This is a genomic window from Cognatundibacterium aquatile, from assembly GCF_014699135.1.
In the GTDB taxonomy this organism is placed as follows: domain Bacteria; phylum Pseudomonadota; class Gammaproteobacteria; order Burkholderiales; family Burkholderiaceae_D; genus Undibacterium; species Undibacterium aquatile.
In genome coordinates this window covers 57,946-71,694 of the sequence record NZ_JACOFT010000002.1, presented here as the reverse complement: position 1 = coordinate 71,694, position 13,749 = coordinate 57,946, and the positions used below count along the sequence as shown (strand labels likewise).

Here is a 13,749-nt window from a genome sequence, read left to right as displayed (position 1 = left end):
TCACTTCATTACCAAGGAATATCATGGCTGTCATTCTGACTACAAATTTAGGCGCTATCAAAATCGAACTGGATGCAGAAAAAGCACCGAAGACCGTTGCTAATTTCATTGCGTATGTTGAATCCGGTCACTATGCAGGTACTATTTTTCATCGCGTCATCGATGGCTTTATGATTCAAGGTGGTGGCTTCGAACCCGGCATGAAACAAAAAGAAACGCAAGCACCAATCGAAAATGAAGCTAACAACGGACTCAAAAACCAGCGTTACTCGATCGCGATGGCGCGTACCGGCGCACCGCATTCTGCATCCGCTCAGTTTTTTATCAATACAGCCAATAACAGCTTTTTAGACTATCCAGGTCAGGACGGTTGGGGTTATTGCGTTTTCGGTACAGTAACAGAAGGCACCGATATCGTTGATAAAATCAAAAGCGTAAAAACCTCACGCTCAGGCATGTTCCAGGACGTGCCAGTTGAAGACGTGATCATCGAAAAAGCAGAAGTGGTCTAAATAAAAGCTTCGCAACACAGTGAACTCTCAGCAATCACAAAAACTAGCGCAACCAGAATTGGTTGCGCTGTTTGTTTCCGATATCCACCTGTCTCCCGCCCTGCCAAAGACAACCAGTGCCTTTCTGGCTTTTCTGAGGCAAAAAGCAACGCAAGCAAAACAACTCTATATTCTTGGCGATTTATTTGAATACTGGGTCGGCGATGATGACATTGCAGATGACTACAATCAAGAGATCGTGTCTGCGCTGGAAGTCCTGACTACGTCAGGCGTCGAGCTATTCTGGATCGCCGGAAACCGGGATTTTTTAGCAGGCAGTCTTTTTGCAGAAACGACCGGTGCCAAACTACTTCCAGATCCCAGCACGGTAAGCATTGCCGGGCTTAATATCGTTATTTGTCATGGTGATGCTCAATGCACCGACGACAATGACTATATAAAATTCCGAACTATGGTGCGCAATCTGGAGTGGCAAAAACAATTTCTGAGCAGACCGTTATCTGAGCGAAAATTGATTGTTCAAAGCATGCGTATGAACAGCAAAAGCGAACAAGCAAAAAAAGATAGCGACATCATGGATGTCAATAGTGAGGCCATTGCAAAGCTGTTCGAAGCGTCAGCTTGTGACATCATGATTCATGGTCACACGCACAGACCCGCACGACACCCAGAAATGGGCAAATATCGTTATGTACTACCTGACTGGGATGTTGATACAGACAAGCACAGAGGCGGATGGATCAGCATCTTTGACGATGGAAAAATAATCCTATCAGACCTCAACGGTCAGGAAATATAAGGAGCAGTTATTTCCTGACCACCGGGTTATTCAGCGACCAAATGCCCGGCTGAAATCTTCAATGTTCTGCCGCACCTCGCCGCAATCGACAAATCATGCGTGACCAATACCAGAGTTGAATGTCGTTCACGATTCAACGTGAACATCAATTGAATAATCGATTCGCCCGTCTGCGCATCGAGACTACCTGTTGGCTCATCTGCAAATAAGAGCGGCGGCTCAGTCACAAAAGCGCGAGCCAGCGCCACGCGCTGCTGCTCGCCTCCGGACAAGTACTTTGGATAATGCTGCAGGCGTGCAGCAAGCCCTACTCTATCGAGCATGGCCTCTGCTTTTTCTTTGGCTTGTTTATCGCCACGCAACTCTAACGGCAGCATCACATTTTCAAGTGCAGTCAGATGCGCCAGCAACTGAAAAGACTGGAAAACAAAACCCAATTTCTCCTTACGAAATCTGGCGCGCTCATCCTCATTTAAGGAAAACAGGTTAACACCATCTAACAACACCTGACCTGAACTAGGCACATCTAGTCCGGCGATAATACCAAGCAAGGTAGATTTACCAGAACCAGATGCACCAACTATCGCAAGCGTCTCCCCCGCATGCGCGGTAAAATCAATACCATTCAGTATCGTTAAATGGCCAGTCGCATCATCGACCTGCTTAACAATATTTTTTACTTCAATTGCTACTTTTGCTGATTCTTTAGGATATGTCATGCTGTCTTTTCGATCTGTGTACCAATTTTTATCTGCACTGTTAAAAATAGTGTTCGTTGTCAGTTTGGGAATGACGACTGTGTACGCTCATTCTGCATCAAAAACCATACTCGTGCTCGGGGATAGCCTCTCAGCCGAATATGGCTTGGCGAGAGGAGAAGGTTGGGTCAGCCTGATGGAAAAGCAACTGGCTGAAAAGAAAATAAGTGCTCAGGTTATCAATGCAAGTATCAGCGGAGAAACCACTATCGGTGGGAAAACCCGACTCCCTTCTTTAATTGAAAAACATCATCCGGACATTGTTATCATCGAACTCGGCGGCAATGATGCCTTGCGCGGCTTATCATTGAAAGCATCCGAAGATAACTTTCGCGCCATGATTACCTCCGCAAAAAAAGAACAGGCACAAGTGATCCTTACCGGCATGCAAATACCGCCAAATTACGGGAAAGAATACGCGCAGAAATTTTTCTCTTTGTATTCCATGTTAGCCACCGAACAGAAAATCGTACTGGTGCCCTTCCTGCTACAAGGCGTCGCCGATTCAAATGATTTTTTTCAGGCGGACAGAATCCATCCTGTAGCGAAAGCACACCCTATCATCCTCAATAATGTCTGGCCACGCCTTTACCCATTACTCAGAAAATAATTTATGAAATACCCTGAGGTCTGTTTTTTTGATGACATCGTATCGGACTTACATCAGTTTGATTGCATCATTGATGTCCGTAGCCCATCCGAGTTTGCTGAAGATCATATTCCTGGCGCCATTAATTGCCCGGTTCTGAATGACGAGGAAAGAATCCGTGTCGGCACGATGTATAAGCAAGTCGGTGCATTTGAAGCCAAACGCCTTGGCGCAGCGCTGGTGGCGATTAATATAGGAAATCACCTGACGCAGCTATTTCAGGATAAGCCAAAAGAATGGCGCCCACTGATTTACTGCTGGCGCGGAGGTAATCGTAGCGGTTCAATGGCGCACATTTTTTCCAGAATCGGCTGGCCTGCAGCGCAGCTACATGGAGGCTACAAAGCATACCGCCAGCATGTTAACGAAAACATTCCACTTCTCGCGCAAGGAATCAACTGGAAGGTCTTATGCGGACCAACCGGTAGTGCTAAAAGCCGGTTACTGGCAGCACTGAATAGCGTCGGGCAACAAGTACTGGATCTGGAAAAATTTGCTTGTCACCGAGGGTCAGTACTGGGTGATATTCCGAATAAAAAACAACCCTCACAAAAACATTTTGAAAGTCGCATCTGGGAAACTTTACGCAAGATTAATAAAACTCAACATGTATACGTCGAAGCCGAAAGCAAGAAAGTTGGCAATCTGCGGGTACCGGATTCTATTATGGAAGGAATCAGAGCCGCAGCATGCCTCTCTCTGAAACTCGACATCCGGGAGCGGGTTAATTTACTCGAGGAAGATTATGCACACTTCGTTATTGATACGGAACATCTGGGTCAGCAATTAGATTTTTTAACCTCGATACATGGCAAAGAAAAAATCACTCAATGGAAAACACTCGCATCTCAGCATGATATTCAGACGCTGGTGCGGAAATTACTTGAGGAACACTACGATCCGGCATATCACAAATCAATTAACAAAAATTTTTCTCAGTTTATGGCTGCTCAGGAAATCCACCTGCACGGAATTGATGACCAGAGTATACAAGAGGCAATCAGAAATATCGTCGCTGAAAAATGATCCGATCATCCTTCGACATCGTCCAGAATGCGCTGTCCTTCCTGATCCAGCTCGTCAAACTGACGATGATTCACCGCCCACCAGAATAAGGCTCCAATTGCAAAAACAAGTACAAGGCTCACAGGTACCAGCAAATACAAAATATCCATAATTAATTCAAGGTCTCCGTCATCACAAATTCTGGCTGCGGTAAAAGATATAAACGCAGTGCATTTAAAACGACTAACAGCGAGCTCAAAGACATGCCTAATGCAGCATGCCAGGGTTCCAGCCAGCCGATGATAGCAGCAGGAATCGCAATCAGATTATAAAAAACTGCCCATGCCAGATTTTCCCGGATTAAGCGGAATGCCTTGTTCGCGACAACAAATCCAAAGGTAAAGTCATTTAATCGGTTTGACATGAGTAACAAATCGCTTCTGGTCTGAGAAATTGGTGCGCCTTGCCCCATTGCGACAGCCACATCTGCAATCGCCAGGACTGGCCCGTCGTTCATCCCATCCCCCACCATCACAACCCGTGCACCATCTGCCTGAAGCTTTTGTACTACGTTGAATTTGTCACGCGGACTCAAGCCGGCGTGGGCTTCAGTGATTCCACATTGCTGCGCAACTGCCATCACCACATCATCTCTGTCACCTGACAACAGCACTATTTTTTTTCCGGCAACCTTCAGTTTTTGTATTGCTTCAACAGCATCATCGCGCAAGACATCTGCCATGGCAAACAACAAAATCACACCCTCTTTATCTGCCAGCATTGACAGTGTTTTATTCACACAAGCAGCAGGCGCAACAAAATCGGTATGTGTTATCTCAGACACAAAATCCGCATTGCCGAGGCGATAGAGCCTGCCGCCGATCTCCGCCTCCACGCCACCTCCAGCGATTTCTTGCAACATCGCTGAGTTCATAGCTGACGACTTTGCATGTTGCGCAGCTAAACTGTCTGCAATGGCCTTTGCGGCAGGATGTGTAGAGCCGGAAGCCATAACAAATGCAATAGCCTCAGCCTGTACATGCTCCCGTAAAACCAACGTATCGGATACGCGTAACTTACCGACTGTGAGCGTACCGGTTTTATCAAAGACAAAGTGTGTCGCTTCCGCCATTGCCTGTATCGCCTTGCCATTTCTGATCAGCACGCCATTTTTTGCCAGCAACCCGATTGCAGCTGACATGACTCCCGGTGTCGCTAAAGATAAGGCGCAAGGACAAGTCACCACAATCACACTCACGGCTATCCATAGTGCCCTGGACGAGTCTATGTAAAACCATCCGATCGCAGTGAAAGCAGCAATGATCAGAATAATTGTTAAAAAGCGGCTGGCGTGTTTATCTGCCAGTAAAACGATAGGAGGTTTTTCCGTTGCAGCATTTTCCATCAGGCTGATCAGCGTCGATAATTGCGTATCGCTACCAACCTTTGATGCCTGCATCGTCAGGGTGCCAGTCAGATTGATTGCTCCTGCAATTAACTGATCACCAACGGCCTTAACGACAGGATGGGACTCCCCCGTCATCAAAGCCTCGTCACATTCGCTACGCCCTTCCAGCACAACACCATCGGCAGGAATTTGCTCTCCGGGCGCAACTAACAGATAGTCATCCACCTGCAAGTCTGACGCATTCACAGTTTGGGTTTGTCTGCTGTCTGGGTAATTCGTCATTCTTTGTGCTGCTACTTCTGTCAGTTGCGTCAGCACGCGCAAGGCCGCCGTCGTTTTCTTTTGCACCAGGCTTTCGATCAGCCTCGCACCAAGCAACAGAAAAACAAACATGATGGCCGAGTCATAATAAACAGCCCCGCCTTCAAAAGTCGCCCAGACACTTGCGAAAAACGTCAACAAGATTCCTAACGATACGGGTACATCCATCCCGATATGCCGATTACGTAAATCACGCCAAGCCGACTTGAAAAATGGCATCGAAGAAAAGCCTATCACTGGCACCGCGATCAGCATGCTCGCAATTTTCAGTAATTTATCCAGATCAGGCGTCAGATCTCCATCCACTTGCGGAACCGGAACAAGGTAAGCAGGAAACGCATACATCATGATCTGCATCATCGCAAAACCGGCAACAAATAAACGCCAGATCGCTAATTTATTTTCTTTCTTTTCAGCTTCATCTGTGTCGTAACTAACCGGTAACGCGCCGTAACCAAGCTGGACAATCGAGTTAATGATATTTTTGAGATTATTCTTATCCGCCTGCCACGCCAGCTCGGCGCGATGACTCGCGGCATTAATCTTGAACGCAGTGACACCAGGAAGCTGACGGACACGAAATTCGATCAGTTGCATGCATGCGGCACAACGCATGCCGGACAAGCTGAGTTTTTCATGCTGCAGCTGCTTACTTTCTGCAGACTCTGCAGGGAATGCGGGGGATTGGTTAACACCAGACATGAATGTGATTAAGTTTCCGTTTGAACGGACTTCGCTTTTAAATATTCTGAAATCATATTGTTCTGCTCAACAGTCCGCAAAATAGCCAGGCAACCATGACAACAAACCGGCTGCTCTTTCCCATTGAATTTGACGTAAATAGCCTTGTTCTTACGCATTTTCTCACCGCAATGATAGCAAGCTATCTTCTCAGCGCTGTTCTGCGCCGGAGAAAACAGAGCTAATAAGTGACTGAAGGTTATTGCCATGGGAAATTAGAATTCAAAGCGGTATTGTGAGCTATCTTACATTAAATGGCATATTACCGATTGATTTGACGCAACGCAGAAAGGGACTGAAGCACTGATGCAGAAGAAAGACAGGCTGCACGACTTAAAAATTAAAAAAGACGGCAGCATTGCACTACCGTCTTTTAAGTTTAAGCCCTGAAAGGTGAGGATTCCTAGAAACCTCTGATCCATGTCTAAGATGGAAATAGCAATTCAAATTGTCATCCTTCTACTTCGCACAAAACCGGCACAACGATGAAGTCCGGATCTCAGAGAACAACGAACATGGAAACGAAATATTGTCTATATCGACCTCCTGTTTTGAACCAGCTACGTACCCAATATAAATGAAGCGGAAAAGATAGAAAAGAAAATTAAAACTATGTATGCCAGAAGACAGATTTAAAAAACCAACTAAACAAAATAGATCAATTCAGATCTGATCAGATCAGCGTATTGATAGACTATTGCTCTTTAACAGAGAACTGACTGCGCTGCTTCCTACCGAAGCGCCAAATTTTTTCAAAACACGTTCAGGCAAGCCTTCTTTCTGCGTGTAATCAACGATATCTTCAGCCTTGATCACATCTCGTGAAACAGACTCAACTGTACCAAAATCGTCAGCCAAACCCATCTCGACAGCTTTGCTACCGATCCAGAATAAACCGGAAAAAGTTTCCGGCGTTTCCTTCAGACGCTTACCACGTCCTTTGCGAACCACATCAATAAATTGCGCATGAATTTCGTTCAACATGGCTTGAGATAATTCTTTTTGTTTTTCGGTTTGCGGTGAATAAGGATCCATAAAGCCTTTATTTTCACCTGCCGTCATCAACCGTCGCTCAACACCGACCTTATTCATCAGCCCCGTGAAACCAAAACCATCCATTAAAACACCGATGGAACCAAGGACACTGGCTTTATTGACATAAATTTTATCGGCGGCTGCGGCGATGTAATAGCCACCAGACGCGCAAATCTCATCCACTACCACATACAGCTTTTTATCTGGATAATGCGACCGCAAGCGGACAATCTCATCATTGATCATGCCAGCCTGAACCGGGCTGCCACCGGGACTGTTAATGCGCAATATCACACTCACTGATCCAGCATCGGCAAATGCGCGATTTAATGCAGGAATCACGTCTTTAGCACTGGCACTGCCACCAGCATCAATTTCACCATCAATTTCAACCAAGGCGGTGTGATGCCCCAGATTTTCCGTCTGAGCATCTGAAAAGCCGGAAAAATAGTAAAAGCCGCCAAGAATAAGCAGAAGAAAGGTGAATTTAAAAAATATTCCCCAACGACGTCGCAATCGCTGCTCACGCAGAGACTCGAACAGCAGTTTCTCTAAAACTGTCCTATCCCAGGTTGCAGATGCATTTTCTGTGCTGTCAGCTGGCTTTTTTTCAAACAACGGGTCGTTCATCATCTTACCTTTGTGTTCTTTCAGGCAATTACAGGCTGAATATAATCATCCGGATGCCAGTAAACCGTTCCATCCGACTCGCTAACCTCAATTTTCCTGAGCCGACTCCCGCGGCAAGGTCCGCCGGAGCAATATCCTGTTTCTGGCTGATAAATTGCTCCATGCGTTGCACACATAATGAATAAGCCGCTGGATTCAATAAACTCACCCGGATTCCAATCCAGCGCTACCGGCACATGAGCGCAACGATTTAGGTAAGCATGCACTTCATCGGCGTAGCGAATGACGAAACCAACGGCATCGTCACTGCCTGCTGTCAGCGGAAAACGCACCCCTTTTCCACCGTTGATCAGTTCTTCAGATTGACAGATTGCAATAGATTTCATTCAACGCGACTCCACTCAGGCATTTTCTCTGAGCCATTGATGTAACTCTGCTACGGTCTTTGCTGAATACAGAGGATTGAAACCAGACAGTAAATGCGCGTCGTGTGCGCCATACTCAACAGCAACGGCTGCTGCACCGGCGTTATTTGCCATTTGCAAATCATGGGTGGTATCACCGACCATCAGTGTGCGTTGCATATCCTGCCCTAATTCTCTGGTCAGCTCTTGCAGCATCGCCGGGTGCGGTTTGGAGAACGTTTCATCAGAACAGCGTGTCGCATCAAACAAGGATGTCAACTCGGCCGTGTGTAATGCCCGGCTCAGGCCAACACGGCTTTTTCCGGTTGCGACTGCCAAAAAATAACCATCCTGAGACAATTCATTGAGCATATCTCGCACACCATCAAACAATGGCAACTCATGATCTTTTAACAAATAGTGATAACGATAACGCTCCACCATGCGCGGATAGTATTTCGGATCAACATCGGGAACCGCGGCTTTCATCGCCTCAAGAAGCGATAAGCCGATCACATACGCTGCCGAATGATCGCCAGGTATGGGCAAGCCCAGATCTTTTGCTGCCGCCTGAATACATTTGACGATGGTGGCAGTACTGTCCATGAGAGTGCCATCCCAGTCAAACACGATAAAATCAAATTGCTTTTTTGCCATATTAAGAATGAACTCCCCGCCATTTCAGGTGGGGACTGATGTTGCTTGTGAGTACCTCGATCATACCATTAATAAACGTTCAAGTTTTTCTGCTACGCCTCCAGGCTGCGCAGAAAGTGTTCGCACTCTTCCGGAAGCCGGGCATTGACTGTCATCTGTTTGCCAGTCTCGGGGTGCGTGAAAGTAATCTGATGAGCATGCAAGAACATGCGCTTGAGGGCGCCACGTGTTGCCGTCGCCTTCTGCAATGCTTTATTTAAAGGAAAATCCCCGTATTTATCATCGCCAGCAATCGCAAACCCACTGGCAGACAAATGCACACGAATCTGGTGCGTGCGCCCGGTTTTTAATTCCGCTTCCAACAACGCAAATTCTTTAAACTTCTTCTTAAGAGTAAAGATCGTGTGCGACGCCATGCCATCCGCCTGCACCCTGACACGTCGCTCACCATCGCCCGTGGTGTATTTATGCAAAGGTAGCTTCACATGTTGTCTGGCATTTTTCCAATCGCCGGAGACCAGCGTGTAGTAACGCTTATCGGTCAGACCATCACGCATCTGCTCATGCAAATTTGTTAAGGCAGTCCGTTTTTTTGCGATCAGCAGAATCCCGGATGTTTCGCGATCAAGCCGGTGCACCAGCTCCAGAAACTTGGCATCTGGCCGCGATGCCCGTAATTGCTCGATCACACCGTAACTGACGCCAGAACCACCATGGACTGCAACACCCGCAGGCTTATCGATGATCAGCAGATAGTTATCCTCAAACAGAACAGGAAACTCAAGTTTAGGAACAACTTGCGTCGATTGCTCGGCCATACGTATAGGCGGAATACGGACAACATCCCCCTCCACCAGTCTGTATAACTGATCGACACGTCCTTTATTGACGCGCACTTCTCCAGAGCGCAATACACGGTAAACGTGACTTTTCGGTACGCCTTTACATATACGTAAGAGGAAATTATCAATCCGCTGACCAGCCTCTTCTTCAGAGATTGTCAGGAGCTGTACTCTGGGCGCAGAAGCTGAAGGCTCTTGCGGGGGCATATTTTGCATCTGTTTTTGATGCCTTCCCCCATTAATTATCGCTAAGTCCTTCATTTTGAATATATAATCATTTTCGCTTCAGCAATTACGCTTTAGCAGTGTAATAGAAATAAACGGCTATTTTACACAGGGGTCAGTCCATCAGCCTCGCCAGTTTGCAAATATGATGGAAAAGATGTGTATGCAGCATCGTTTACAGGTCAAGGTGGCAACCAATTGTTGCTGTCGGACTTCAGTGAAACGAGGTTGGATCGGAGCGTTTGAATAGTAAGGATAAGTTAGGCAAGAGATGCTGGTTTATGATGAATAAGCACGCTTGCCTATGATGATTTTGGTAGTAAAGGCGATTCCGTCAGACACAACACAATAAGATGGTCTGACACCAAAGTTGCTCATCGCCTGGCGTTGTACTTCGCTATTGCACAAATATAGCAAGATCAGACAACGCGGGGGACATGTGCACTCGACTTCGTACCAGAATCAGACGCGCCCGGCGCGAAGCAGAATAAAAATTGAATTTAATTTTCGTCGCAAAGCAGTTTCATCACTGATAGCGATATTATCCTGCTGCGCCACAGGCATTTCCCCCTCCTTCAGACGCTCCTTCCTGGCATACATCCCCATATCAGTACAGTCACATGCTCATTTAATGAATGTGTGACAAAAGATGACCAACAGGTCACGGAGTAAAAACATGAAACGTATGCTGTTCAACGCAACACAGCAAGAAGAACTGCGTGTTGCCATCGTCAATGGGCAAAAACTCATCGACATTGATATCGAGACCGCCGGTCGCGAATTACGTAAGTCAAACATCTACAAGGGTGTCATCACCCGCATCGAACCTTCTCTCGAAGCATGCTTCGTCAACTACGGCGAAGAACGTCACGGTTTCCTTCCATTCAAAGAAGTCGCCCGCTCTTATTTCAAAGAAGGTATCGACGTCCGCAATACTTCTATCAAAGAAGCCTTGCGTGAAGGCCAGGAAATCATGGTGCAGGTGGAAAAAGAAGAACGTGGCAATAAAGGCGCCGCGCTGACTTCTTTCATTTCACTGGCAGGCCGCTATCTGGTGCTGATGCCGAACAACCCACGTGGCGGCGGTGTATCGCGCCGGGTTGAAGGTGAAGACCGTCAGGAATTACGCGACACCATGGATAAGCTGGATCTGCCGACCGGCATGTCCGTGATTGCCCGCACTGCAGGCATCGGCCGCAATGTCGATGAATTGCAATGGGATCTGAATTACCTGATGCAACTCTGGCGTGCGATTGAAGGCGCTGGCAAATCCACGCCGGGTGCCTTCCTGATTTACCAGGAATCTTCACTCGTCATTCGTGCGATCCGTGATTACTTCCAGCCGGATATCGGCGAGATCCTGATCGACACCGACGAAATTTACGAACAGGCGCAGCAGTTTATGAGCCATGTGATGCCGGATATGGTGCATCGCGTGAAACGCTATAGCGATGACGTACCACTGTTCTCACGCTTCCAGATCGAACATCAGATCGAAACTGCTTACAGCCGTACCGTACCATTGCCATCCGGCGGCGCGATCGTTATCGATCACACCGAAGCATTGGTCTCAGTTGACGTCAACTCAGCACGCTCCACTCGTGGTGGCGATATTGAAACCACGGCATTCAACACAAACCTGGAAGCAGCAGAAGAAGTTGCCCGTCAACTGCGTCTGCGTGACTTAGGCGGCCTGATCGTGATCGATTTTATCGACATGGAAAACGCCAAGAATCAACGCGAAGTCGAAACCCGCCTCAAAGATGCACTGCGCTATGACCGCGCACGCGTACAGATGGGCAAGATTTCCCGCTTTGGCCTGATGGAATTATCACGCCAGCGTCTGCGCCCTTCCCTCTCTGAAGGCAGCCACGTCACTTGCCCACGCTGCAATGGCACTGGCCACATTCGCGATACTGAATCTTCTGCATTGCAAGTCCTGCGCATCATCCAGGAAGAAGCAATGAAGGAAAATTCAGCCGCGATCCATGTTCAGGTGCCGGTCGATGTTGCTGCGTTCCTGCTGAATGAAAAACGTGGCGAAATTCTGAAAATCGAAACGCGTCATCGCGTGACGGTGATCCTGATTCCGAACACGCACCTCGAAACGCCACATTACAAACTGGATCGTCTGAAAACAGATGATCCGCGTCTGGAAGAACATCACGCCAGCTACGCCATGGCAGAGCAGGCAGATACTGATATCGGCTACAGCAAACGCCAGAAAGAAGATATCAAACCACGTCAGGAAGCTGTCGTGAAAAGTATCACGCCTGATCAGGCGCCTATCGTTGAACGCAAAGAGGTAACGACTCCGGTTGCAGCTGCAGCGCCTGCGCCAGGCTTTTTCAGCAAGGTAATGGGCTTCCTGTTCGGCAAATCCGAAGCGCCAGCCACAGTCGAAACACCTGTCGTCAGCGAAGATAAATCGGCTGAGCGCGATCGTAATGGCCGTAACTCTCGCAACAATCCACGCAATCGCAACCGTCGCAATCGTGACCGCGATGAACGTGAAGATCGCCCGACCAACGCAAATGGCCGCAACGACAAAGTTGAAAAAGCGGATAGCGACAAACCAGCGATAACGCAAGAATCGACACGTCCCCCAAAGCAAGCGAAGCAAGCCCGTGAACCACGCGAGCCACGTGAGCCGAAAGAAGGCCAGGAAGGTCGCCGCGAACGTCAACAACGTCAGCGCGAAGAACGCAAAGAAGCACTGACAGCCGATGCGAAGACCGACGATCTGATTCAGAAGCATCTTGATCCGGTGCCAGTGCAAGTTGTTCCGGAAGCCGCGCCCGTCAATGGTGTCGAACCTGTTGCAGACAACGAGAATGCGGAGCAAAGCGAAGAGCGCCGTCGCCGTCGCCGTCGTGGTGGCCGCAACCGCAATCGCCGTGATCGCGAACCAGGTGAATTGAATGAGCAAGGCGAAGTGATTGCTGAATCTGGCACAGAAGCTTTTGTCCCGGTCGCAACCGAAGCAAGCAGTGAAGTTGCACCGGTAACGATAGTGACGTCGGCACCTGTCATCGAAGCAGTTGCACCTGCAGTTGTACCTGTTACAACTGCAGCAGCAGCCATCGCAGCAACGCCAGTTGTTCAGTCTGTTCAGGAAGCGCCTGCCGTGTCCGTTGCTCCTGCACCGGCGCTGGTCACAGAAACTAGCAGCGCACCAGTTGCACCTGCATCGATCGATGTTGTTAATGTCGCTGCTGCGCCGGTTGAGATTGCCGAAGTAAAAGCAGCACCTGTTTCTGCACCAGCAGAAGTCGTAGCACCGGCAGCGATCGTACCAGTAGCAACGCAGACTGAAGTGGCAGCAGTTGCGGCTGAACCAACACCAGCCGTCGTTACCAGCGTTGAGCCTGTAGCAGTTGTCGTAACCGAAGTAGCTGAAACAGCAAAAACAGCAGAAGTACCGGCAGCAACAGTAGCGCCAACGCTGGTCGAATCTGCTCCGGTAGCGGTGTCAACACCAGCACCAACAGCAGTGCCAGCGCCTGCGCCAGTCCGCACCAAGCCTGCAGCAGCCAGCATGCCTGTTGAAGAACTGAAGCAAATGCTGAGCGCAGCAGGCCTGGAACTGGCCGTGACCAACCCTGAGAAGCTGCGTGCAGCGCAGGACAGCGTCAGCCAGACAACAGCGCCGGCACGTGTGCCACGCGAACGCAAGCCATTGCCTCCGGCATCGACTGAGCCTTTGGTTCTGGTTGAAACACGCCATTAATCGGAAACGCAACATAACGCGGTTATCCAACGC

At 48.4% G+C, this 13,749-nt stretch carries 13 protein-coding genes; 5 read left to right on the top strand and 8 right to left on the bottom strand.

Going from position 1 to position 13,749, the window contains the following annotated elements:
- The first annotated feature begins 23 nt into the window (after nt 1-23).
- Together H8K26_RS04730 and H8K26_RS04725 are read left to right on the top strand one after the other, a co-directional pair.
- Nucleotides 24-512 (top strand): peptidylprolyl isomerase, encoded by a 489-nt coding sequence (locus tag H8K26_RS04730; RefSeq protein ID WP_186885559.1) that lies wholly within the window; start codon nt 24-26, stop codon nt 510-512.
- Nucleotides 513-531: 19 nt separating this feature from the next.
- Complete coding sequence (locus tag H8K26_RS04725) at nt 532-1,311, top strand: UDP-2,3-diacylglucosamine diphosphatase (RefSeq protein WP_190477779.1); 780 nt, start codon at nt 532-534, stop codon at nt 1,309-1,311.
- 26 nt (nt 1,312-1,337) lie between these two features.
- On the opposite strand, the gene H8K26_RS04720 is transcribed toward H8K26_RS04725, so the two are convergent.
- Nucleotides 1,338-2,030, bottom strand: coding sequence for an ABC transporter ATP-binding protein (locus H8K26_RS04720; protein ID WP_190477777.1), 693 nt, complete (start codon nt 2,028-2,030; stop codon nt 1,338-1,340).
- Here H8K26_RS04720 and H8K26_RS04715 point away from each other — a divergent pair.
- Nucleotides 2,029-2,679: an arylesterase gene (locus H8K26_RS04715; protein WP_190477775.1), complete on the top strand. Its 651-nt coding sequence runs from the start codon at nt 2,029-2,031 to the stop codon at nt 2,677-2,679. The two genes, H8K26_RS04720 and H8K26_RS04715, sit on opposite strands and share 2 nt — an antisense overlap.
- A gap of 3 nt (nt 2,680-2,682) precedes the next feature.
- The gene (gene mnmH, locus H8K26_RS04710) at nt 2,683-3,744 is read left to right on the top strand and encodes a tRNA 2-selenouridine(34) synthase MnmH (protein WP_190477773.1); all 1,062 of its coding nucleotides are present in this window, start codon (nt 2,683-2,685) and stop codon (nt 3,742-3,744) included.
- Between the two features lie 5 nt (nt 3,745-3,749).
- Here mnmH and ccoS read toward each other — a convergent pair whose 3' ends face one another.
- The 7 genes from ccoS to H8K26_RS04675 form a co-directional block, all read right to left on the bottom strand.
- On the bottom strand, nt 3,750-3,893 hold the full coding sequence (ccoS, locus tag H8K26_RS04705) for a cbb3-type cytochrome oxidase assembly protein CcoS (protein WP_186885564.1): 144 nt from the start codon (nt 3,891-3,893) through the stop codon (nt 3,750-3,752).
- 2 nt (nt 3,894-3,895) lie between these two features.
- A complete protein-coding gene (locus H8K26_RS04700; RefSeq protein WP_190477771.1) occupies nt 3,896-6,154 on the bottom strand; it encodes a heavy metal translocating P-type ATPase in 2,259 nt (752 codons plus the stop codon).
- Nucleotides 6,155-6,162: 8 nt separating this feature from the next.
- Nucleotides 6,163-6,402 carry a heavy metal translocating P-type ATPase metal-binding domain-containing protein gene (locus tag H8K26_RS18020; RefSeq protein WP_186885566.1) on the bottom strand — a complete coding sequence of 80 codons (240 nt, stop codon included), beginning with the start codon at nt 6,400-6,402 and terminating at the stop codon, nt 6,163-6,165.
- A 469-nt stretch (nt 6,403-6,871) separates the two neighbouring features.
- Entirely contained in the window at nt 6,872-7,858 is a 987-nt protein-coding gene (locus tag H8K26_RS04690; RefSeq protein ID WP_223826903.1) for a S49 family peptidase, read from the bottom strand.
- A 20-nt stretch (nt 7,859-7,878) separates the two neighbouring features.
- Nucleotides 7,879-8,244: a Rieske (2Fe-2S) protein gene (locus H8K26_RS04685; RefSeq protein ID WP_190477768.1), complete on the bottom strand. Its 366-nt coding sequence runs from the start codon at nt 8,242-8,244 to the stop codon at nt 7,879-7,881.
- Nucleotides 8,245-8,259: 15 nt separating this feature from the next.
- Nucleotides 8,260-8,919, bottom strand: a complete 660-nt coding sequence (locus H8K26_RS04680; RefSeq protein WP_186885569.1) for an HAD-IIIA family hydrolase — start codon at nt 8,917-8,919, stop codon at nt 8,260-8,262.
- A 92-nt stretch (nt 8,920-9,011) separates the two neighbouring features.
- Nucleotides 9,012-9,977 carry an RluA family pseudouridine synthase gene (locus H8K26_RS04675; RefSeq protein ID WP_223826857.1) on the bottom strand — a complete coding sequence of 322 codons (966 nt, stop codon included), beginning with the start codon at nt 9,975-9,977 and terminating at the stop codon, nt 9,012-9,014.
- Nucleotides 9,978-10,662: 685 nt separating this feature from the next.
- On the opposite strand from H8K26_RS04675, the gene H8K26_RS04670 reads away from it, so the two are divergent.
- The gene (locus H8K26_RS04670) at nt 10,663-13,716 is read left to right on the top strand and encodes a ribonuclease E/G (protein ID WP_190477763.1); all 3,054 of its coding nucleotides are present in this window, start codon (nt 10,663-10,665) and stop codon (nt 13,714-13,716) included.
- Nucleotides 13,717-13,749 lie beyond the last annotated feature (33 nt).

What these genes read in the sequence shown, in the direction of transcription:
- H8K26_RS04730 (WP_186885559.1), top strand. Translation starts at nt 24, where the DNA reads ATGGCTGTCATTCTGACTACAAATTTAGGCGCTATCAAAATCGAACTG.
- H8K26_RS04715 (WP_190477775.1), top strand. Translation starts at nt 2,029, where the DNA reads ATGCTGTCTTTTCGATCTGTGTACCAATTTTTATCTGCACTGTTAAAA.
- H8K26_RS04720 (WP_190477777.1), bottom strand. Translation starts at nt 2,030, where the DNA reads ATGACATATCCTAAAGAATCAGCAAAAGTAGCAATTGAAGTAAAAAAT.
- mnmH (WP_190477773.1), top strand. Translation starts at nt 2,683, where the DNA reads ATGAAATACCCTGAGGTCTGTTTTTTTGATGACATCGTATCGGACTTA.
- ccoS (WP_186885564.1), bottom strand. Translation starts at nt 3,893, where the DNA reads ATGGATATTTTGTATTTGCTGGTACCTGTGAGCCTTGTACTTGTTTTT.
- H8K26_RS04700 (WP_190477771.1), bottom strand. Translation starts at nt 6,154, where the DNA reads ATGTCTGGTGTTAACCAATCCCCCGCATTCCCTGCAGAGTCTGCAGAA.
- H8K26_RS18020 (WP_186885566.1), bottom strand. Translation starts at nt 6,402, where the DNA reads ATGGCAATAACCTTCAGTCACTTATTAGCTCTGTTTTCTCCGGCGCAG.
- H8K26_RS04690 (WP_223826903.1), bottom strand. Translation starts at nt 7,858, where the DNA reads ATGAACGACCCGTTGTTTGAAAAAAAGCCAGCTGACAGCACAGAAAAT.
- H8K26_RS04685 (WP_190477768.1), bottom strand. Translation starts at nt 8,244, where the DNA reads ATGAAATCTATTGCAATCTGTCAATCTGAAGAACTGATCAACGGTGGA.
- H8K26_RS04680 (WP_186885569.1), bottom strand. Translation starts at nt 8,919, where the DNA reads ATGGCAAAAAAGCAATTTGATTTTATCGTGTTTGACTGGGATGGCACT.
- H8K26_RS04675 (WP_223826857.1), bottom strand. Translation starts at nt 9,977, where the DNA reads ATGCAAAATATGCCCCCGCAAGAGCCTTCAGCTTCTGCGCCCAGAGTA.
- H8K26_RS04670 (WP_190477763.1), top strand. Translation starts at nt 10,663, where the DNA reads ATGAAACGTATGCTGTTCAACGCAACACAGCAAGAAGAACTGCGTGTT.